We start from the raw sequence: 19414 nt of genomic DNA on the forward strand, positions 1-19414 counted from the left end.
CCCACTATGCTGAGCAAAAAGTTTCGCAACACCCTGATGTACAGTTGCATCGCGGCGATATTCGCCGCGGTTGGCTACTGGAACATCAGCCCGGAACGCTTCCTCGACAAGCCGGTAACGCCGGTCGATGAAAGCGCGATCGACTATTACGCCATCAACGCCCACAGCGTGCAGTACCTGCCCGACGGCAAGCTGCAATATGATCTGGTGTCCGACAAGGTCGAGCACCTCAAAGCGACCGAAGTGACATTGCTGACCAACCCCGACCTGAATGTGTTCCGCGGCACTGAATTCCCGTGGCACGTCCAGAGCCTGCGCGGCGAGGTCAACCCTGACGGCACACAGGTCGAACTGATCGATGACGTGCGCATCACGCGCTTCGACGAGAAAAACCGTAGAACCCTGATCACCAGCACCCGCATGACCGTGTTCCCGCAGCAGCAATATGCGCAGACCGAGCAAGACGTTAGAATCGACGGCGCTGGCGGTGTATCGACTGGCAAGGGAATGAAAGCGTATTTGAAAGAAAGCAGGATACACCTGCTATCGAACGTAAGAGGACAGTATGAGGCTCGTTAAAACCCTCCCGATTTTGCTCAGTCTGGGCGCAGCACTGGGAAGCGTGAGCGCCTGGGCTCTGCCGGAAGATCAACAGCAGCCTATCCGCATTCAGGCCGACGACGCCCAACTGGACGACAAGCAAGGCATTGCGACCTATAAGGGTGACGTGATCATCACCCAAGGCTCGATGAAGGTGACAGGCAACACCGTTACCATTACCCGCACCTCGACTGGCGACATTGACGTAGTGACCTCGGTGGGCAACCTGGCGTACTTCGAGCAATTGCAAACGGCTGGTGATACCAAGCCTGTTCAGGGCTGGGGCGTGACGATCCAGTATCACGCCTCGCAAAATCGCGTCGTGCTGATCGACAAGGCCAAAGTTGTCGACAAGGACAACAACGTCACCCAAGGCGAAAAAATTGTCTACGACACCGACAAGAAGCTCGCCAGCGCCGGTCGCGCCACGGGCAGCAAGATCACAGAGTCGCGCCCGCGCATCGACATGGTGATCCAGCCGAAGAAGAAAACCGACGAGAAAAAGGCCCAGTAATGGCAACTCTGAAAGCTCAGCATCTGGCCAAGAGCTACAAGAGCCGCCAGGTCGTGCGTGACGTCAGCCTGTCCATCGACAGCGGCCAGATCGTCGGCCTGCTTGGCCCGAACGGCGCCGGCAAGACCACCTGCTTCTACATGATCGTCGGCCTGGTACAGGCTGACCAGGGACGCGTCCTGATCGACGACCTGGACGTCAGCCACCAGCCGATGCACGGCCGTGCAAAAGCCGGTATCGGCTACCTGCCGCAGGAAGCATCGATTTTCCGCAAGCTGTCGGTGGCCGACAACATCATGGCCATCCTCGAGACCCGCAAGGAACTCGACAAGGCCGGCCGTCGCAAGGAGCTGGAAAGCCTGCTGCAGGAGTTCCACATCAGCCACATCCGCGACAACCTGGGCATGAGCCTGTCCGGTGGTGAGCGCCGTCGCGTGGAAATCGCCCGCGCCCTGGCCACCAACCCGAAATTCATCCTCCTCGACGAACCCTTCGCCGGCGTGGACCCGATTTCGGTCGGCGACATCAAGCAGATCATTCACCACCTCAAGGCCAAAGGCATTGGCGTGCTGATCACGGACCACAACGTTCGTGAAACCCTGGATATCTGTGAAACCGCCTATATCGTCAATGACGGCCAACTGATCGCCGAAGGCGACGCAGAGACCATCCTGGCCAACGATCTGGTCAAGGAAGTGTATCTGGGCCATGAGTTCCGCCTGTAAGCGCTGAGCTGTGCCCAGGCAGTCGCCCGGGCACCTGACCGGCCCACTCACCAGCGCCTCGTGCCGACAAGCGTGGTCAGCCCCCGACAAGGGCAGCGCAGCAACACAACTTTATAGTTTTTTATTGTTACAGCGCTCTAGGCAAATCCTTCAGTTTCAGGCATATAATTTGCTTAAGTTTGGCGCCCCGGCGCCCTGTAGTGGATGGCGCATGTGCGCCGGCGAATAAGGTGTTAAGCCCCTGCCATGAAACCATCGCTAGTCTTGAGAATGGGCCAGCAGCTGACGATGACACCGCAGCTGCAACAGGCCATCCGCCTGCTCCAATTGTCGACCCTGGACCTGCAACAGGAAATCCAGGAGGCCCTGGAGTCCAATCCGATGCTCGAACGCCAGGAAGAAGGCGACGACTTCGACAACTCCGACCCCTTGGCCGACAACGCCGAACAAAAGCCCAACACGGATATTCAGGAACCTTCCTACCAGGAAAGCGCCCCTACGGTTGATAACCTTGAGGAAGGCGACTGGAACGAACGCATTCCCAACGAACTTCCCGTCGATACTGCCTGGGAAGACGTTTACCAGACCAGCGCCAGCAGCCTGCCCAGCAACGACGATGACGAGTGGGACTTCACCACCCGCACATCGGCCGGCGAAAGCCTGCAGAGCCACTTGCTGTGGCAACTGAACCTGGCCCCGATGTCCGACACCGATCGCCTGATCGCCGTGACCCTGATCGACTGCATCAACAATCAAGGTTACCTGGACGAAACCCTCGAGGAGATCCTCGAAGCCTTCGACCCGGAACTGGACATCGAACTGGACGAAATCGAAGCCGTCCTGCACCGCATCCAGCAATTCGAGCCTGCCGGCATCGGCGCCCGCAACCTGGGCGAATGCCTGCTGCTGCAATTGCGCCAGCTGCCTGCCAAGACCCCTTGGCTGGCCGAGGCCAAGCGCCTGGTCACCGATTACATCGACCTGCTTGGCAGCCGCGACTACAGCCAGTTGATGCGTCGCATGAAGCTCAAGGAAGACGAACTGCGCCAGGTCATCGAACTGGTCCAGAGCCTCAACCCGCGCCCGGGCTCGCAGATCGAGTCCACCGAAGCCGAGTATGTCGTTCCTGACGTCATCGTGCGCAAGGACAACGAGCGCTGGCTGGTGGAGCTCAATCAGGAGTCGGTGCCACGGCTGCGGGTCAATGCCCAATACGCCGGTTTCGTGCGCCGCGCCGACACCAGTGCCGACAACACCTTCATGCGCAATCAGTTGCAGGAGGCCCGCTGGTTCATCAAGAGCCTGCAAAGCCGCAATGAAACCCTGATGAAGGTTGCCACCCAGATCGTCGAGCATCAGCGCGGGTTCCTCGAATATGGCGACGAAGCCATGAAGCCGCTGGTCCTGCATGACATCGCCGAAGCGGTCGGCATGCATGAATCGACGATTTCACGGGTGACCACCCAGAAGTTCATGCACACCCCCCGGGGCATTTATGAACTGAAGTACTTTTTCTCCAGTCACGTAAGCACCTCCGAAGGCGGCGAATGCTCGTCCACGGCGATCCGGGCGATCATCAAAAAACTGGTTGCAGCGGAAAATCAGAAAAAGCCGTTGAGTGACAGCAAGATCGCTGGTTTACTGGAGGCACAAGGCATTCAGGTGGCTCGCCGCACCGTCGCCAAGTACCGCGAATCCCTCGGGATCGCGCCTTCGAGCGAACGCAAGCGGTTGATGTAGAGCCACGCCACAGCGTTCCAGTGGTAGATCATCTGATCTACCGCTTTATGCACTGGCAACGAAGGAGAAGCTGTATGCAAGTCAACATCAGTGGACACCAACTGGAAGTGACCGAACCTCTTCGCACCTACATCGGCGAAAAACTCGAACGATTGGAGCGACATTTCGACAAGATCACTAATGTGCAGGTCACGATGACCGTCGAAAAACTGAAGCAGAAAATCGAAGCCACGCTGCATATTCCCGGGAATGAAGTGGTCGCCAACGCGGAACATACCGATATGTACGCCGCGATCGACGCACTCACCGACAAGCTGGATAAACAACTCAAAAAGCATAAGGAAAAGACCCAGAGCCTCCTCCAGGGCGCAACCGGTCGTTAACACTCCCTACCCATGATCCGACTTGAAAGTATCCTGACCCCCGGCCGTTCCCTGGTGAACGTGCCGGGAGGCAGTAAAAAGAAAGCCCTCGAACAAATTGCCAATCTGATCGCCCGCGAAGTGCCGGCCCTGGAGATGCAAGATGTCTTCGAGGCACTGATCGCCCGTGAAAAACTCGGCTCCACCGGGTTTGGCAATGGCATCGCCATTCCACATTGCCGTCTCAAGGGCTGTGTTTCGCCCATCAGTGCATTGATGCACCTGGACGCCCCTATCGATTTCGACGCCATCGATGGCGCGCCGGTTGACCTGCTGTTCGTGCTGCTGGTCCCGGAAGCCGCCACCGATGCGCACCTTGAGCTGCTGCGCCAGATCGCCAGCATGCTCGACCGCAAGGAAGTGCGCGAAAAGCTGCGAAGTGCTGCAAGCAACGAAGCCCTGTATCAGGTTGTCCTGGACGAGCAAAACGGTCAGTAATCATGCGCTTGATCATCGTCAGTGGCCGTTCCGGCTCAGGTAAAAGTACCGCCCTCAACGTTCTTGAGGACAACGGCTACTACTGCATCGACAACCTGCCCGCCGGTCTGCTGCCGGAGCTGGCCGAACGCGCCCTGGTTCATACCGAGATGTTGCAGCCGCTGGTCGCCGTTTCCATTGACGCGCGCAACCTGCCCAGCCACCTGTCACGTTTCCCCGACCTGCTCGAGGAAGTCCGTGCCCGCCACATCAAGTGCGATGTGCTGTACCTGGACGCCGACGAAGAAACCCTGCTCAAGCGTTTCTCCGAAACCCGCCGACGTCACCCCCTGAGCAACGCCAACCGCTCGCTGGCCGAAGCCATCAACGTCGAGAGCGTCCTGCTCGGGCCGATTGCCGACCTTGCCGATCTCAAGATCAACACCACCAGCCTGAACCTGTATCAACTGCGCGATGCCATCAAACTGCGCCTGTTGAATCAGCCGGAACCTGGGACTGCGTTCCTGGTGGAGTCCTTCGGCTTCAAGCGCGGCATGCCGGTGGACGCCGACCTGGTATTCGATGTGCGCTGCCTGCCCAACCCTTACTGGAAACCGGAGTTGCGCGAGCAGTCCGGGCTCGATCAACCGGTTGCCGAATACCTGGCGGCACAACCGGATGTCGAAGAGATGTTCCAGGACATTTCCACATACCTGCTAAAGTGGCTGCCTCGTTTTGCCGCCAGCAACCGCGCCTACGTCACCATTGCCATTGGCTGCACTGGCGGACATCACCGTTCCGTCTACCTGACCGAGCGTCTGGGGCAGACGCTGCAACAATCCCTGAAGAACGTCCAGGTCCGCCACCGCGACCTCAGCTAAAGGATTCACATCGCGATGCCTGCTCTGGAAATCGAAATCATCAATAAATTGGGCCTGCACGCTCGCGCTTCTGCAAAATTCGTTGGGGTGGCAGGTCAGTTCCCGTGCCAGATCCGGGCCGGTCGTACACCAGAGTCCATGGTCGATGGCAAAAGCATCATGGCGATGATGATGCTGGCCGCTGGCAAAGGCACCACGATCCACTTGAGCACAGAAGGCGAGCAGGAACAGGAAGCGCTGGAAGCGCTGGTGGCGCTGATCAACAACTACTTCGACGAAGGCGAGTAATACAACCACAAAAGCCCCTCGCCACAAATCAAGCGAGGGCTGTATCCATCACCATCATCAAACAGAACCCCATCAGCAGCCCGAGGCTGGCAAGCTTGTCATGACCATTGCGGCGCGACTCGGGAATGATTTCATGGGTCACCACCAGCAACATCGCCCCCGCCGCCAGCGCCAATCCCAAGGGCAACAGCAGCTCGGCCAGGCTTACCAGCCAGGCGCATAGCAGTGCAAACACCGGCTCGACCAACCCTGATGCGGCACCGATCAGGAACGCCTTGATCCTGGAGATCCCTGCCCCGGCCAGTACCAAAGCGATGACCAACCCTTCCGGCACATCCTGCAAGGCAATGCCCATGGCCAGGCTATCGGCGTCAGGCATTGCGCCACCGGCCGAAACACCGACCGCCATGCCTTCGGGAATGTTGTGGGCAATGATCGCAAACACGAACAACCAGATGCGCGGAGCAATGACCGGTCGCTCCAGTGTGCCGACCAGTATGTCCGGGCTGGCCCCGGAGACCTTCCGATCCACCAGGAACAACCCGAACGCACCGAGCATAATGCCGAAGCTGATCAGCCCACTGGACGCCCAGGGTGACAGGCCAAGCCCTTCGGCGGCAGAGATGCCCGGAACGATCAGCGAAAATACCGTCGCCGCGAGCATCACGCCAGCACCAAAGCCAAGCAGTGTGTCGCTGAGCACCTGCGGCATCCGGCTAATCACCAACACCGGCACCGCGCCCAGCGCGGTACCCAAGGCGCAGATCGCACCGCCTTGCAGTGCACGTAGCAGCTTCGGCTCAAGATCAAGCCATGCCAGCCCGTGGGCAACCAATAGGCTCATACCTGCCAGCAGTAACAGCGATCCAAACGCGTAACGAAACATCCGTCCACTTCCGATCGCCAGTGTTTCAGTGCCCATAGCCCAGCCTTGGATTTGTTTTTTAGAAGACTTAAACCAGTGCGGCCTGATAGCGCGCTGCGACTTGCGGCCAATTGATCACGTTGTAGAACGCGCTGATGTATTCCGGACGACGGTTCTGATAACGCAGGTAATAGGCGTGCTCCCAGACGTCGAGGCCCAGAATCGGGGTATTGCCGTTCATTAGCGGACTGTCCTGGTTACCGCTGCTTTCCACCACCAGGGTCTGTTGCGGGGTCACGCTCAGCCAGGCCCAGCCACTGCCGAAGCGGGTCAATGCAGCCTTGATAAAGGCTTCCTTGAATCTGTCGAGGCCGCCCAGTTGTTCATCGATGGCCTTGGCCAGCGCACCTTCGGGCTCGCCACCACCGCCGGGCGTCATGACGTCCCAGAACAGCGAATGGTTGGCGTGGCCGCCGCCCTGATTGATCACCGCTGCGCGAAGTTTTTCCGGCAACTGCTGAACGGCAGACACCAGCTTCTCCACGGACCAATCGGCATACTCGGTGCCCTCGACGGCCGCGTTGAGGTTGTTGATGTAAGTCTGGTGATGCTTGGTGTAGTGAATCTCCATGGTCTGCGCATCGATATGCGGTTCCAGGGCGTCGTAGGCGTACGGCAAGGCAGGCAGGGTAAAAGCCATGTTCAATGGACTCCATGATGATGAGGCGCAGACAAAGCGACATCGATGTGCAGCAGTCGATGGGTACGCGGATATTCGCCATGTTCACTGATGAAATTCAGCAGTTCGACGTAGGTCTTGCTGCTCTGGCGCAACGCGGCTTCCCGCAATGCCTGCGGCAGACGCGGGTCCTGCATGGTCTGCAACAGCCGTTGATGGATGGCACACAAGTATTCGGCGCTCTCCTCCGGCTGGTTCAGACACAAGTGCAGGTCCGCCAGGTTGTGATGGGAAATCACGCAGGCCGCCACCGCTTCGTCGGCATCCGCCCAGCGCTCGAACAGCACCTGGGCCAGGGCCAACGCCTGCAGATACGCTTCGCGGGCATCGACCAGTTCACCCAGCATGAAAAAACGGTTAGCTCTTTCGATCGTGCGTTTCCAGTGCTCCATGGTGCGCCTCCAAAGCGGTAACGGGGCTTACACGCCGCCCGCGGTGAGTTTTTCCGGGTTGAGCAACTCTTCCAGCTGGCTGCGCGACAGATCGGTGTGTTCCAGCGCGACGTCAATCACCGGCCGGCCTTGCTGATAGGCCTTCTTGGCAATCTCGGCAGCCTTCTGGTAACCGATGACCGGGTTGAGCGCGGTCACCAGAATCGGGTTGCGTGACAGCGCTTCCTTGATCCGGCCTTCGTTGACCTTGAAGCTGGCGATGGCCTTGTCTGCCAGCAGACGGCTGGAATTGGCCAGCAACTCGATACTGCTCAACAAGTTCTGGGCGATGATCGGCAGCATCACGTTCAGTTCGAAATTGCCCGACTGACCGGCGATGGTGATCACGCTGTCGTTGCCGATGACCTGAGCCGCGACCATCGCGGTGGCCTCGGGAATGACCGGGTTGACCTTGCCCGGCATGATCGAAGACCCCGGCTGCAAGGCTTCCAGCTCGATCTCGCCAAGGCCGGCCAACGGTCCGGAGTTCATCCAGCGCAGGTCGTTGGCGATTTTCATCAGCGATACGGCGGTGGCTTTTAGCTGCCCGGAAACGGCAACGGCAGTGTCCTGGGAGCCGATCAGTGCGAACAGGTCCTTGCCTGGCTGGAACTCAACATGGGTCAATTTGCTTAGCTGCCGGCTGAAACGCGCCGCGAACTCGGGGTGGGCGTTGACACCCGTGCCCACCGCCGTACCGCCCTGGGCCAGGGATTGCAGGCTTGGCAGCAAGTCCTGCAGATGGCTGATGTTGGCCCTGAGCTGCTGCGCCCAACCATTGAGCACTTGGCTCATGCGCACCGGCATGGCGTCCATCAGGTGTGTGCGCCCGGTCTTGACGTGGCGATGAACCTGCCCGGCCTTGCGCTCGATGACCTGCACCAGATGCGTCAACGCCGGCAGCAGTTGTTCATGGAGCGCCAATGCTGCGCTGACATGAATGGTGGTCGGGATGATGTCGTTGCTGCTCTGCCCGCAGTTGACGTGATCGTTGGGGTTCACCGCCTCGCCAAGCAAGCGGCTGGCCAGCGTGGCGATCACTTCATTGGCGTTCATGTTCGAACTGGTGCCGGAACCGGTCTGGAAGACATCCACCGGGAAGTGCTGCATGAAATCGCCTTCGAGCAAGCCTTGGGCCGCATCGACGATGGCTTTGCCCTGGGCTTCGCTGACCTGCTTGAGCTCGACGTTGGCGCGGGCGGCCGCTGCCTTGGCCAGGATCAACGCGCGGATGAACTGAACCGGCATCGGTTTGCCGCTGATCGGGAAGTTATCCACTGCACGCTGGGTCTGTGCGCCGTAGAGGGCGTCTTCCGGGACCTGAAGCTCGCCCATGCTGTCGCGCTCAATACGTGTCTTGTTCATCAGAAAATCCTTGCACCAGTTCAGTAAGAGGAATCGAGGGCTGCAACTCGCAGGTAGCAAGTTGCCAGGTGTAGCTTTGCCAACGCTTGAGGCGGCATTTGCACAACGAAAGGCGTTCCAGTTCGCGCAGCGGGCGCCAGGCCTGGTCAAGACAGTAGGTGCGCCAGTGCCACGGCAGCGCGACATCGGAAGCGGTATCGAGCAACAAACGGAAAGAAGTTTCGGCGACGGTCCAGGGTGAGGTGGCCGTGCAACACGCCAGATACCGGCCTTCGGCCAGGTAGTGATCGATCAGGCGAGGCTCATCGGGGTTCATCGCGCAACGGATCTGGCGACTCATCCAGCGCCAGCTTTCGAGGTAAGGCTGCTCGTGCAAGGCAGAACTCATGATCCGGGGCTCATTCGATAATGAGATTTATTATTAAATGATAATGAGAAACAACACAATACCGAAAAAATACAACAGGGTCATTGTGGGAGCGAGCTTGCTCGCGATGGCGTCATCACTTTCAACATTGATTTCGTCTGACGCACCGCTATCGCGAGCAGGCTCGCTCCTACAGGGGAACTGTGTTGTAGCCAATAAAAAAGACGCGCCACCCAATGGGTGGCGCGCCTTTTGGTGAAGCGGCCGAGGCTTAGCTGCCCGCCACCGTCATCCGCTCGATCAGCACCGAACCGGTGCGAATGTTGCTGCGCAACTCAAGATCGTTACCCACGGCAACGATCTGTTTGAACATGTCGCGCATGTTCCCGGCGATGGTCACTTCCTGCACCGCGAACTGGATTTCGCCGTTCTCGACCCAGTAACCCGCCGCACCACGGGAGTAATCGCCGGTCACCATATTGAGGCCCTGCCCCATCAATTCAGTCACCAGCAAGCCACGCCCCATGCGCCGCAGCAAGGCGGCCTGATCTTCGTCGCCATGGGTGACGAACAGGTTGTGCACGCCGCCGGCGTTTGCCGTGCTCGGCATGCCGAGCTTGCGGCCGGAATAGGTGCCGAGGATGTACGACACCAACTCGCCCTTTTCGACGAACGGTTTGGCGTAGGTTGCCAGACCATCACCGTCGAACGCGGCGCTGCCCATGGCACGCATCAGATGCGGACGCTCGTCGATGGTCAGCCACTCCGGAAACAGTTTCTGCCCGAGAGTGCCCTCAAGGAAGGACGACTTGCGATACAGGCTGCCGCCGGAAATCGCCGACAGGAAACTGCCGAACAGGCCGCCAGCCAACTCTGCGGAAAACAGCACCGGCACCTCGCAAGTCGGCACCGGACGCGCGCCCAGACGGCTCGCCGCCCGTTGCGCGGCGCGCTGGCCGATGCTCACCGGGTCGGCGAGCAGATTGCCCTGGCGGTTCACGTCGTACCAATAATCGCGCTGCATCTGACCATCGGCCTCGGCGATCATCACGCAGCTCAGGCTGTGGCGAGTCGATGCGTAACCGCCGATAAACCCGTGGCTATTGCCATAAACACGGCAGCCTTGATGGGTACTGAGGGTGGTGCCGTCGGCGTTCTTGATCCGGCTGTCGGCGGCAAACGCCGCGGCTTCGCAGGCCAGGGCCTGTTCGATGGCTTGTTCCGGAGTGATGTCCCATTGGTGGAACAGGTCGAAATCCTGGATTTCCCGCGCCATCAGTGCGGCATCCGCCAGGCCCGAGGCTTCGTCTTCAGAGGTGTGCTTGGCGATGGCCAGTGCTGCGGCGACTGTCTCGCGGATCGCTTCCGGACCGCTGGCCGAGGTGCTGGCGGAGCCTTTGCGCTGCCCCACGTACAAGGTGATGCCGAAACCCTGATCACGGTTGAATTCAACGGTTTCGACTTCACGCTGACGCACCGTGGTCGACAAGCCCTGCTCCAGGGACACTGCCACTTCACAGGCACTGGCGCCCTGGCGCTTGGCTTCAGCGATGATCTGCTCGACTTGCTCCTGCAGTGCCGGCAACGCTTGTGGGCCGACGCTTTCAACTGCACTCATGCTGTTCTCCACTCAAATTCTGCTTTCGGTAACGGTCATCGAGCGACCGGGCCGGACAAGCGGCCCCCGACTGGTTATCATGGCGGCGTTTCTTTGCGGACGGCCACCATGGTTGATTCTTACGACGACTCCCTCGATACGGGAGAAAAAAGCAAATCCCAGGTCAAACGCGAGCTGCATGCTCTGGTTGACCTTGGCGAGCGCCTTACAACACTCAAGCCTGACTTGCTGGCAAAACTGCCCTTGACCGACGGAATGCGTCGGGCTCTGGCCGATGCGCCCAAGCACACCGCGAACATCGCGCGTAAACGGCACCTTCAGTTCATCGGCAAACTGATGCGCGATCAGGACACTGCCGCCATTCTGGTTCTGCTCGATCAACTCGATGCCTCCACCCGTCAATACAACGAACGCTTCCATAACCTGGAACGCTGGCGCGATCGTCTGATCGCCGGCGACGATGCCGTTCTGGAAAAATTCGTCGTCGACTACCCGGACGCGGACCGCCAGCAATTGCGTTCCCTGATCCGTCAGGCCCAGCATGAGGTTGCGCAAAACAAGCCTCCTGCTTCCAGCCGTAAAATCTTCAAGTACATCCGTGAGCTGGACGAGACTCAACGCGGTCTGCGTTAATTCTCGAATCGGGTGAGCTGCCTCGCAGCTCACCCGCAGCCTCACTGCTTACGAACCCGTGCCACCCACGGTGATCGCATCAATCTTCAGCGTTGGCTGGCCGACACCCACCGGCACCGACTGCCCATCCTTGCCACACGTGCCCACGCCGCTGTCCAGCGACAGGTCATTACCGACCATCGACACCCTGCTCATGGCTTCCGGCCCGTTGCCGATCAGGGTCGCACCCTTGACCGGAGCGGTGATCTTGCCGTCCTCGATCAAGTACGCCTCGCTGGTGGAGAACACGAACTTGCCACTGGTAATGTCCACCTGACCGCCGCCGAGGTTGGCGCAGTAGATGCCGCGCTTCACCGAGGCGATGATTTCCGCCGGGTCGCTTTCGCCGGCGAGCATGTAGGTGTTGGTCATGCGCGGCATCGGCAGGTGCGCGTAGGATTCGCGACGACCGTTACCGGTGCGCGCCACGCCCATCAGGCGGGCGTTGAGCTTGTCCTGCATGTAGCCCTTGAGTACGCCGTTTTCGATCAGCGTGGTGCACTCGGTCGGCGTGCCTTCGTCATCGACGCTCAATGAGCCACGACGACCGGCCAGGGTGCCGTCATCGACAATGGTGCACAGCTTCGACGCAACCATCTCGCCCATGCGCCCGCTATAAGCCGAACTGCCCTTGCGGTTGAAATCGCCTTCCAGACCATGACCGACCGCTTCGTGCAACAACACGCCCGACCAGCCGGAACCGAGCACCACCGGCAAGGTACCGGCCGGTGCCGGAATGGCTTCGAGATTGACCAGCGCCTGGCGCAACGCTTCACGGGCATAGCCCATGGCGCGGTCTTCGCCGAGGAAATAACGGTAATCGGTGCGACCGCCACCACCATGGCCGCCGCGCTCGCGGCGACCGTTCTGCTCGACGATCACGCTGACGTTGAAACGCACCAGCGGCCGCACATCCGCCGCCAGGCCGCCGTCGGTGGAAGCCACCAGAATCCGCTCCCAGACACCGGCCATGCTCACGGTGACTTGCTGGATGCGTGGGTCGAGGGCGCGGGTCGCGGCATCGATGCGCTTGAGCAAATCGACTTTCTCGGCACGGGTCAGCACTTCCAGGGGATTGTCCGGCGCATACAGCTGCGCGACATCCTGACTGGTGAATGCCTGTACGGTGCCATTCTGGCCAGCGCGGGAGATGGAACGGGCGGCCCGCGCCGCCGCGCCCAGGGCTTCCAGGGTGATGGCATTGCTGTAGGCAAAGCCGGTCTTTTCACCCGATTGCGCGCGCACGCCCACACCTTGGTCAAGGTTGAAACTGCCTTCCTTGACGATGCCGTCTTCCAGCGCCCAGGACTCGGAGATCTGCCCCTGGAAATACAGGTCGGCCGCATCGATGCCCGGCCCGGCCAGGTCGCCGAGTACGCCTTGCAGGCTCTCGATCGTGACGCCACCGGGCGCCAGCAGGTGTTCACTGACTGAGGACAACAACTCGCTCATATGCTTTACGCCTTAAATTCGTCGTTCTGATGCAGGTCGCTGGGCGCCCTGCGAGAAAAAGCGCCGGTGACTGGACACCGGCATCCGCGCCCGGATGGACGCCTGTTCGCTGCTGTCGCGTTCGGCCAGCAGCACGGCCTCGCCTTGATCCTGTTGTGCCAGCACACGCCCCCACGGGTCGACGATGGCCGCATGGCCAAAGGTTTCCCGCGGCCCCGGATGCGTCCCACCCTGGGCAGCCGCGAGCACGTAACATTGCGTCTCTATGGCCCGTGCACGAATCAGCACATCCCAATGCGCCGCGCCGGTCACCGCCGTGAAGGCCGAAGGGGCGGTAATCAGCTCCGCGCCGGCGGCACGCAATTCGCTGTACAGCTCCGGAAAGCGCAGGTCATAGCAAACCGTCAGGCCAACCCGGCCGACAGGCGTGTCCGCCACGACCACCCCGTTGCCATAAGCATAGTCATCGGATTCACGATAACGGCCACGATTGTCCGCCACGTCGACGTCGAACAGGTGCAGCTTGTCGTAGCGCGCCACCGTTTCGCCCTGGTCATCGACCAGCAATGAACAGGCATGCACTTTCGCCGTCGGCTGATCCACCGGCGGCAACGGCAACGTGCCGGCCACAATCCATAACTTGAGGTCGCGTGCGGTCTGTTTCAACCACGGCAGGATCGGGCCTTCGCCCAATGCTTCAGCGCGCCCGATGTCGGCAATGTCGCGCCGGCCCATGGCGGCGAAGTTTTCCGGCAATACCGCCAGTTTCGCGCCACCGGCGGCCGCTTGCTCGAGCAGCCGACGGGCCCGGACCAGATTGGCCGGCACATCGCTCTGGCTGACCATTTGAATCACCGCTACAGACATGGCGCACTCCTGGAGTCGTATGCGGCCATGCTACTCCATAGGCTTGCCGAGCGCCTTTTCAAAAGGATCTCAAAAAGCCTTGTCGAAGGTAATCTTCGGTTCTTTCCACGGCCCTTTGACGCTGTACTTCACACTGGCGAAACGGGCGACCCGGTCACCGATCAGCTTGTCGATCAGGAACAGCGCCCCGCCGACCGCGGGTGCGCCGACGATCAGTGCGGCAATCGGCAAGTTGTTGGTCACCGGCAAGGTCACCATCAGTTTCGCATCGATCTGATCGGCCACCATGTTCAGGGTGCCGTCGAGTTCAATGGTGCTCGACGGCCCCGTCAGCTGGATCGGCTTACGGGTGACATACACACCATTGGTCCCGACCAGCAGTCCCTTGACCCGGTCATAACTCAGGCCTTTGCCGAACAGGTCGGAGAAGTCCAGGCGCAGGCGCCGGCCGATGGAGTTGAAGTTGAGCAAGCCAAATACCCGCAGCGCCTGGGCACTGCCCTCAACTTCGACGAACTGGCCCTGATTGAGCGTCGCATCGAGCGTGCCGGAGAAACGCTTGGTCGCCACCCAGGCCGGCGAGCCGGGCCAGTTGCCATCAACGTCCATATAGAAGTCCTGGCTGGTGACGCTCGGCGCAAACCCCCAGCCCTTGAGCACATCGGCCAGGTTCTTGCCGCTGATGCGTCCCTTGTACCAGCTGTTGCTGGCGCCGGGCATGCCTTCCCAGCCACCACTACCGACCAACAGCATGCCCTTGAGGCCCAGGTCCAGGGAGTTGAACACGATGCCCTTGGGCGTTGGCCGAATCTTCAGCGACCAGCCCCCCACCAGATCCTGGCCCTGGAATAGCTGATTGATGGTGATATCCATCGCGGGGATTTTCGTCGGGTCCACCGACACCAGCGGATCCGGCGAGTTTTCATCGGCCAGCACGGTCGGGTCCGGTGCGGGCAGGCGCACGGTTTGCAGATTGATCGTGATTGGCGTGGCCTTCAAATCGGGAAGATTGGCGCTGCCCTTGATCTGCTGGCTGTCCAGTTGCAGCGCCCAGGCGGAAGGCTTGCGCGCCAGCTGGATCGAGGCCTGATCGAGGGTGGTGCCGATACCGCTGAGCTTGCCGACCTGGAAATCCGCGCCGCTGAGCAGTTGCCTGGCGCTGCCGCCTGGGTCCTGTCCGGCGTATCTGTCCACCAGGTCCTTCCACGGGCCAACGTCCAGCTCCGACAGCACGCCCCGTATCCGCAGGCCTTTGGTGCCCGGCAACACAGCCTCGCCGCCACCGAGAAACAAGTCCCCGCGACCATCGGCGAAATTGCTGGCCGGGGCCGCGAACGTGAAACTCGCCAGGTCCCCGTAGTTGGCCCAATAACGCCGCTCGTCGCCCTGCAAAGTCATGCGGAACGTCGTGTCGCGCCCGGCCTCGGAAGTCATGCCGAACGGTGCTGGCAAATCGACAGCCACGCCCCTGAGGCTGGAATTGACCATCAACTGGCTGTCGGCGCCGTCCAAGGTCAGTTGCAGTTGATACGGGATCACGCCGCTCACCGGCAGAGGCTGGGTCACCTTCAGCCAGTCGGTCAGTTTCTTGACCTCGACCTGCCCTGACGCAGCCACCCGGGTATTGAGCCTGCCCGGGCTGCCATCGGCAAAAATCTGTGCGGTGACCGGTTTGTCGAACGCCCGGGCGCTGATGTTGTGCCCGCTCAGGCCTTTGTCGCTGTCGAAACGGAAATCACCTTTTAGTTGGGTCAGTTCCAGCACAGGTTCGGCCAGTTTCAAGCGTGCCTTGGCGGTCTTGAAGTCGACGAGGATCTTCGGTTCCTCGCCTTTTGCCAGGGGAATATCCAGCTTCAACTTGCCTTGCAGGTCACCCTCGCCTTCCCAGCCGGCAAAGGTTGCCCCGGTGCCGATCGGTGCTTCCTGGAGGATTTTCAGGCCATCGCCCAAACCGCCGGCAAATCCGCCATCGAGGAACAAATGAACGTTCTGCCCGGCCGGCACATGGGGAATGTTGACGTAGATATCGTTGACCTGGGTGTCGAGCAACTGGCCCTTGCTGGCCAGAATCCGCACGCCGCTGTCCTCGACAAACACATCACCGCTGACCTTGCTGACATGGGGCCAGCCCGGCTGAAAGGCCAGTTCGGCATCGTGGACCTTGAAGAACAGGCTGATGCTGCGATCGACGTCCGCGGCACCATGGCTGAGCGACCCTTGATACTGGAAGAAGCCTTGATCCACCGCGCCCTTGAGAATCGCCGTGCGCAGCCATTCATCCAGCGCCGGGCTGAGGACTGCCGGCAGGTACTTGGCGGTGTAGCGACCGTCACCGTCCACCATGCCGACCCGCAGGTCCATGTAGTCTTCCTGAGTGCTATCGAAGTGCAGGCGAATCAGGAAGTCGCCGGCAATCTTGCCTTCCTCGCCCAGCACTTTCAGATACGGCGCGATCAGAGTGAAACCTTCTTTGTCGAGTTTCCAGGTCAGCCGCGCATTGGCCTGAATATACTGCCATGGCTTGGCGAAAATCGGGTCCAGGTGCAGCATGAAATCCTTGCTGTCCATGCGCAACTCACCTTGCCCCAGGTCACCGCTGATGCTGCCGCTGACATTGCGCGCCGCCGGCGCGCCGTGATAGGCGTCGAAGCCTACCTGGTCGAGGTTGGCGGCAAACCCGAACTTGCTGTCGTCGATGGCATTGGGGCGGAAGTCGACCAGCACGTTACGCAGGCCACCCGTGACCTTGAGCCGCTCGACAACCGTGGCAAAACCTTCTGGCAACGGCGCCAGGGCGTTTAGCAGTGGGGTCAGCGGAGTGAGATCAACCCGGTCGGCTTGCAGGTGCCAGAGCTCTTCGGTTTTATCAGTGGCGGCGCTTTGCGTGAGCTGCAAATGCGTTTCCCAGCGGGTCTCGCCGAGGTTCATCGCCAGGGAGTCCAGAGTCACTGACGCGCCTTTGGCGCCGCGCTGGAAGTATCCGTTGAGCGCCAGGTTATTGATCTGGATCGGCTGACGCTCGGCGTAGGCTCCCTTGAGTTGTGGCGCGTTCAAGCGCACCGCAGCGCTTTGCAAGGTGCCTTTGCCCCAGTTCACCCACAGCTCGCCGCCGGCCTTGATTTCGGAAAAATTCCACTGCTGGGTCAGACTTTCAGGCAACCACTTCGACCAGTCGCTTTGCGGCAGGCTCAGGTAGACCTCCGCTTCAGCGTCCTTCCATTCGCTGGCTCGAATACGGGTACGCAGACTCATGGCCACCGGTTGCCCGTCAGGCAGGGTCAGCCGTGCGTCGAGCCGCTGCCGCGACGCCCCGATTTTCAGATTCAGGCCGACATAAGTCAGGGTCAGCGGCGACTGGCCAAACGGCTGCAAGGTCACCTGACTGTCGAGCACCGACAGTTGCTGGATCATCTGCATGCGATTGAGCAGTTGTTCCGGATCGGTCGGCTGGTCTTGCTGCACCGGCAAACCTTCCAGTGCCCATTGACCGTCCTCAGCCTGCTTGAGGTTGATCTTCAGGCCACTGAATTCCAGATGAGCGATGCGTACCTGACGTGCCAGCAGGCTGGCCCAAAGGTCCGGCACTGCGCGCACCTGATCCAGGCGCAAGGCATTGGCGCCCTCGCCGACAGTCACGTCGCGGGCCATCAATATAGGGGCGAATCCACTCCAGTTGCCTTCGAGCTCGCCGATCTGCAACGGCATGCCCAAGGCATCGCTGGCTTTGGTTTCGATGTCGGCACGGTACTCGGCGACTAACGGCGTCAGCTCCCGGCCAAGGCTGACGTAGAGCGCCATCAACACCAAAACCAACGCGCACAGGCCCAGACCCCAGCGGGTCAGTGCGGCCAAAATGCGTGTCAGACGATCCATGTCAGGTGGCTCCCATGGCAAAAGTTTTGCAAAAAGCTGAGGCCAGCCCTTCTCGAACAATCAATACGAAACGCTTCAGAGCAGCACCACGTCGTATTGTTCCTGGGAATACATGGTTTCGACCTGAAAGCGGATGGTTCGCCCGATAAACCCTTCCAGTTCGGCAACGTTGCCCGACTCTTCGTCAAGCAGGCGGTCCACCACTTTCTGGTTTGCCAATACACGATAGCCTTCCGCCTGATAGGCGCGAGCCTCGCGCAGGATTTCACGGAAGATTTCGTAGCAAACGGTTTCCGGGGTCTTGAGCTTGCCCCGTCCCTGACAGGCATTGCACGGCTCGCACAGCACTTGTTCAAGGCTTTCGCGGGTGCGCTTGCGGGTCATCTGCACCAGGCCCAACTCGGTGATACCGATGATGTTGGTCTTGGCGTGATCGCGCTCCAGTTGCTTTTCGAGCGTACGCAACACCTGGCGCTGGTGTTCTTCATCTTCCATGTCGATGAAGTCGATGATGATGATTCCGCCCAGGTTACGCAGGCGCAATTGACGGGCGATGGCCGTCGCGGCTTCGAGGTTGGTCTTGAAGATGGTCTCTTCGAGATTGCGATGGCCGACGAACGCCCCGGTGTTGACGTCGATGGTGCTCATGGCTTCCGCCGGATCGACCACCAGATAACCGCCGGACTTGAGCGGGACCTTGCGCTCAAGTGCCTTCTGGATTTCGTCTTCGACGCCATACAGGTCGAAAATCGGCCGTTCGCCCGGGTAATGTTCCAGGCGGTCGGCAATCTCGGGCATCAGCTCGGCGACGAATTGCGTGGTTTTCTGGAAGGTTTCCCGAGAATCGATGCGGATCTTCTCGATTTTCGGGCTCACCAGGTCACGCAGGGTGCGCAGCGCCAGACCGAGGTCTTCGTAGATCACGCTGGGCGCACTGATGGTTTTGATCTGGGCGTTGATCTGATCCCAGAGACGGCGCAGGTAACGGATGTCCATGAGGATTTCATCGGCGCCGGCACCTTCGGCTGCCGTGCGCAGGATGAAACCGCCGGCCTCCTTGATCCCTTCCTTGGCCACGCAGTCGGTGACCACTTGCTTGAGGCGTTCGCGCTCGGCTTCGTCTTCGATCTTCAGGGAAATGCCGACGTGGGCGGTGCGCGGCATGTACACCAGGTAACGCGAAGGGATCGAAAGCTGGGTGGTCAAGCGTGCGCCTTTGGAACCGATCGGGTCCTTGGTCACTTGCACCACCAGGCTCTGGCCCTCGTGCACCAGCGCACTGATACTCTCGACCGCCGGGCCTTCGCGCAGGGAAATTTCCGACGCATGAATGAACGCGGCACGGTCCAGGCCGATATCGACGAATGCCGCCTGCATTCCCGGCAATACCCGCACGACTTTGCCTTTATAGATGTTGCCGACGATCCCGCGCTTTTGCGTACGCTCGACGTGGACCTCTTGCAGGACACCGTTTTCGACCACCGCCACGCGCGATTCCATCGGCGTGATGTTGATCAGAATCTCTTCACTCATGGCAGGGTCTCGTTCAGGCATGTTCACGATAATGGCCGCATCTGT

Annotated in this window: 19 protein-coding genes; 9 read left to right on the forward strand and 10 right to left on the reverse strand. The window is 60.3% G+C overall.

Translation table 11 applies throughout. The features are described from left to right. Positions 1-6: 6 nt before the first annotated feature. From lptC to ACM6J5_RS28455, 8 genes are all read left to right on the forward strand, one after another. The gene (gene lptC / locus ACM6J5_RS28420; protein ID WP_095944269.1) at positions 7-579 is read left to right on the forward strand and encodes an LPS export ABC transporter periplasmic protein LptC; all 573 of its coding nucleotides are present in this window, start codon (positions 7-9) and stop codon (positions 577-579) included. Then, positions 566-1114 carry a lipopolysaccharide transport periplasmic protein LptA gene (gene lptA, locus ACM6J5_RS28425; protein WP_095944268.1) on the forward strand — a complete coding sequence of 183 codons (549 nt, stop codon included), beginning with the start codon at positions 566-568 and terminating at the stop codon, positions 1112-1114. The genes lptC and lptA overlap by 14 nt, the downstream gene beginning before the upstream one ends. Beyond that, entirely contained in the window at positions 1114-1839 is a 726-nt protein-coding gene (gene lptB / locus ACM6J5_RS28430) for an LPS export ABC transporter ATP-binding protein (protein ID WP_008054366.1), read from the forward strand. Before lptA ends, lptB begins: the two co-directional genes overlap by 1 nt. A gap of 246 nt (positions 1840-2085) precedes the next feature. After that, on the forward strand, positions 2086-3579 hold the full coding sequence (locus tag ACM6J5_RS28435) for an RNA polymerase factor sigma-54 (protein ID WP_095944267.1): 1494 nt from the start codon (positions 2086-2088) through the stop codon (positions 3577-3579). Positions 3580-3653: 74 nt separating this feature from the next. Next, positions 3654-3962, forward strand: coding sequence for a ribosome hibernation-promoting factor, HPF/YfiA family (gene hpf / locus ACM6J5_RS28440; RefSeq protein ID WP_007941242.1), 309 nt, complete (start codon positions 3654-3656; stop codon positions 3960-3962). Between the two features lie 12 nt (positions 3963-3974). Continuing rightward, positions 3975-4439 (forward strand): PTS IIA-like nitrogen regulatory protein PtsN, encoded by a 465-nt coding sequence (gene ptsN, locus ACM6J5_RS28445; RefSeq protein ID WP_008046148.1) that lies wholly within the window; start codon positions 3975-3977, stop codon positions 4437-4439. Between the two features lie 2 nt (positions 4440-4441). Further along, positions 4442-5299 (forward strand): RNase adapter RapZ, encoded by an 858-nt coding sequence (gene rapZ, locus ACM6J5_RS28450; protein ID WP_095944266.1) that lies wholly within the window; start codon positions 4442-4444, stop codon positions 5297-5299. Positions 5300-5314: 15 nt separating this feature from the next. Continuing rightward, complete coding sequence (locus ACM6J5_RS28455; protein ID WP_095944265.1) at positions 5315-5587, forward strand: HPr family phosphocarrier protein; 273 nt, start codon at positions 5315-5317, stop codon at positions 5585-5587. A 28-nt stretch (positions 5588-5615) separates the two neighbouring features. Here the strand turns inward: ACM6J5_RS28455 and ACM6J5_RS28460 are convergent, their stop codons facing one another. From ACM6J5_RS28460 to pmbA, 6 genes are all read right to left on the reverse strand, one after another. Beyond that, positions 5616-6509 (reverse strand): ZIP family metal transporter, encoded by an 894-nt coding sequence (locus tag ACM6J5_RS28460; RefSeq protein ID WP_414929766.1) that lies wholly within the window; start codon positions 6507-6509, stop codon positions 5616-5618. Positions 6510-6540: 31 nt separating this feature from the next. Next, on the reverse strand, positions 6541-7152 hold the full coding sequence (locus tag ACM6J5_RS28465) for a superoxide dismutase (protein ID WP_414929767.1): 612 nt from the start codon (positions 7150-7152) through the stop codon (positions 6541-6543). Positions 7153-7154: 2 nt separating this feature from the next. Then, positions 7155-7583: a hypothetical protein gene (locus tag ACM6J5_RS28470; protein WP_414929768.1), complete on the reverse strand. Its 429-nt coding sequence runs from the start codon at positions 7581-7583 to the stop codon at positions 7155-7157. A gap of 27 nt (positions 7584-7610) precedes the next feature. Beyond that, positions 7611-8987: a class II fumarate hydratase gene (locus ACM6J5_RS28475; protein WP_095944261.1), complete on the reverse strand. Its 1377-nt coding sequence runs from the start codon at positions 8985-8987 to the stop codon at positions 7611-7613. Further along, positions 8968-9375: a FagA protein gene (locus ACM6J5_RS28480; RefSeq protein ID WP_414929769.1), complete on the reverse strand. Its 408-nt coding sequence runs from the start codon at positions 9373-9375 to the stop codon at positions 8968-8970. Before ACM6J5_RS28480 ends, ACM6J5_RS28475 begins: the two co-directional genes overlap by 20 nt. Before the next feature lie 250 nt (positions 9376-9625). Continuing rightward, positions 9626-10972, reverse strand: a complete 1347-nt coding sequence (gene pmbA / locus ACM6J5_RS28485; protein ID WP_414929770.1) for a metalloprotease PmbA — start codon at positions 10970-10972, stop codon at positions 9626-9628. A 108-nt stretch (positions 10973-11080) separates the two neighbouring features. On the opposite strand from pmbA, the gene yjgA reads away from it, so the two are divergent. Continuing rightward, positions 11081-11605, forward strand: coding sequence for a ribosome biogenesis factor YjgA (yjgA, locus tag ACM6J5_RS28490; protein ID WP_056728351.1), 525 nt, complete (start codon positions 11081-11083; stop codon positions 11603-11605). 48 nt (positions 11606-11653) lie between these two features. Here the strand turns inward: yjgA and tldD are convergent, their stop codons facing one another. The 4 genes from tldD to rng form a co-directional block, all read right to left on the reverse strand. Beyond that, positions 11654-13096 carry a metalloprotease TldD gene (gene tldD / locus ACM6J5_RS28495; RefSeq protein WP_095944257.1) on the reverse strand — a complete coding sequence of 481 codons (1443 nt, stop codon included), beginning with the start codon at positions 13094-13096 and terminating at the stop codon, positions 11654-11656. Positions 13097-13108: 12 nt separating this feature from the next. Next, entirely contained in the window at positions 13109-13963 is an 855-nt protein-coding gene (locus ACM6J5_RS28500; protein WP_095944256.1) for a carbon-nitrogen hydrolase family protein, read from the reverse strand. Positions 13964-14032: 69 nt separating this feature from the next. Next, on the reverse strand, positions 14033-17836 hold the full coding sequence (locus ACM6J5_RS28505; RefSeq protein WP_414929771.1) for a YhdP family protein: 3804 nt from the start codon (positions 17834-17836) through the stop codon (positions 14033-14035). Positions 17837-17911: 75 nt separating this feature from the next. Then, positions 17912-19369: a ribonuclease G gene (rng, locus tag ACM6J5_RS28510; protein WP_008018726.1), complete on the reverse strand. Its 1458-nt coding sequence runs from the start codon at positions 19367-19369 to the stop codon at positions 17912-17914. Positions 19370-19414: the final 45 nt, after the last annotated feature.

The organism is Pseudomonas sp. IT-P74, assembly GCF_949768175.1.
Lineage (GTDB): Bacteria > Pseudomonadota > Gammaproteobacteria > Pseudomonadales > Pseudomonadaceae > Aquipseudomonas.

Excerpts from the sequence above, each read along its gene's own strand:
- lptC (WP_095944269.1), top strand. The coding sequence starts at position 7 with ATGCTGAGCAAAAAGTTTCGCAACACCCTGATGTACAGTTGCATCGCG.
- lptA (WP_095944268.1), top strand. The coding sequence starts at position 566 with ATGAGGCTCGTTAAAACCCTCCCGATTTTGCTCAGTCTGGGCGCAGCA.
- lptB (WP_008054366.1), top strand. The coding sequence starts at position 1,114 with ATGGCAACTCTGAAAGCTCAGCATCTGGCCAAGAGCTACAAGAGCCGC.
- ACM6J5_RS28435 (WP_095944267.1), top strand. The coding sequence starts at position 2,086 with ATGAAACCATCGCTAGTCTTGAGAATGGGCCAGCAGCTGACGATGACA.
- hpf (WP_007941242.1), top strand. The coding sequence starts at position 3,654 with ATGCAAGTCAACATCAGTGGACACCAACTGGAAGTGACCGAACCTCTT.
- ptsN (WP_008046148.1), top strand. The coding sequence starts at position 3,975 with ATGATCCGACTTGAAAGTATCCTGACCCCCGGCCGTTCCCTGGTGAAC.
- rapZ (WP_095944266.1), top strand. The coding sequence starts at position 4,442 with ATGCGCTTGATCATCGTCAGTGGCCGTTCCGGCTCAGGTAAAAGTACC.
- ACM6J5_RS28455 (WP_095944265.1), top strand. The coding sequence starts at position 5,315 with ATGCCTGCTCTGGAAATCGAAATCATCAATAAATTGGGCCTGCACGCT.
- ACM6J5_RS28460 (WP_414929766.1), bottom strand. The coding sequence starts at position 6,509 with ATGGGCACTGAAACACTGGCGATCGGAAGTGGACGGATGTTTCGTTAC.
- ACM6J5_RS28465 (WP_414929767.1), bottom strand. The coding sequence starts at position 7,152 with ATGGCTTTTACCCTGCCTGCCTTGCCGTACGCCTACGACGCCCTGGAA.
- ACM6J5_RS28470 (WP_414929768.1), bottom strand. The coding sequence starts at position 7,583 with ATGGAGCACTGGAAACGCACGATCGAAAGAGCTAACCGTTTTTTCATG.
- ACM6J5_RS28475 (WP_095944261.1), bottom strand. The coding sequence starts at position 8,987 with ATGAACAAGACACGTATTGAGCGCGACAGCATGGGCGAGCTTCAGGTC.
- ACM6J5_RS28480 (WP_414929769.1), bottom strand. The coding sequence starts at position 9,375 with ATGAGTTCTGCCTTGCACGAGCAGCCTTACCTCGAAAGCTGGCGCTGG.
- pmbA (WP_414929770.1), bottom strand. The coding sequence starts at position 10,972 with ATGAGTGCAGTTGAAAGCGTCGGCCCACAAGCGTTGCCGGCACTGCAG.
- yjgA (WP_056728351.1), top strand. The coding sequence starts at position 11,081 with ATGGTTGATTCTTACGACGACTCCCTCGATACGGGAGAAAAAAGCAAA.
- tldD (WP_095944257.1), bottom strand. The coding sequence starts at position 13,096 with ATGAGCGAGTTGTTGTCCTCAGTCAGTGAACACCTGCTGGCGCCCGGT.
- ACM6J5_RS28500 (WP_095944256.1), bottom strand. The coding sequence starts at position 13,963 with ATGTCTGTAGCGGTGATTCAAATGGTCAGCCAGAGCGATGTGCCGGCC.
- ACM6J5_RS28505 (WP_414929771.1), bottom strand. The coding sequence starts at position 17,836 with ATGGATCGTCTGACACGCATTTTGGCCGCACTGACCCGCTGGGGTCTG.
- rng (WP_008018726.1), bottom strand. The coding sequence starts at position 19,369 with ATGAGTGAAGAGATTCTGATCAACATCACGCCGATGGAATCGCGCGTG.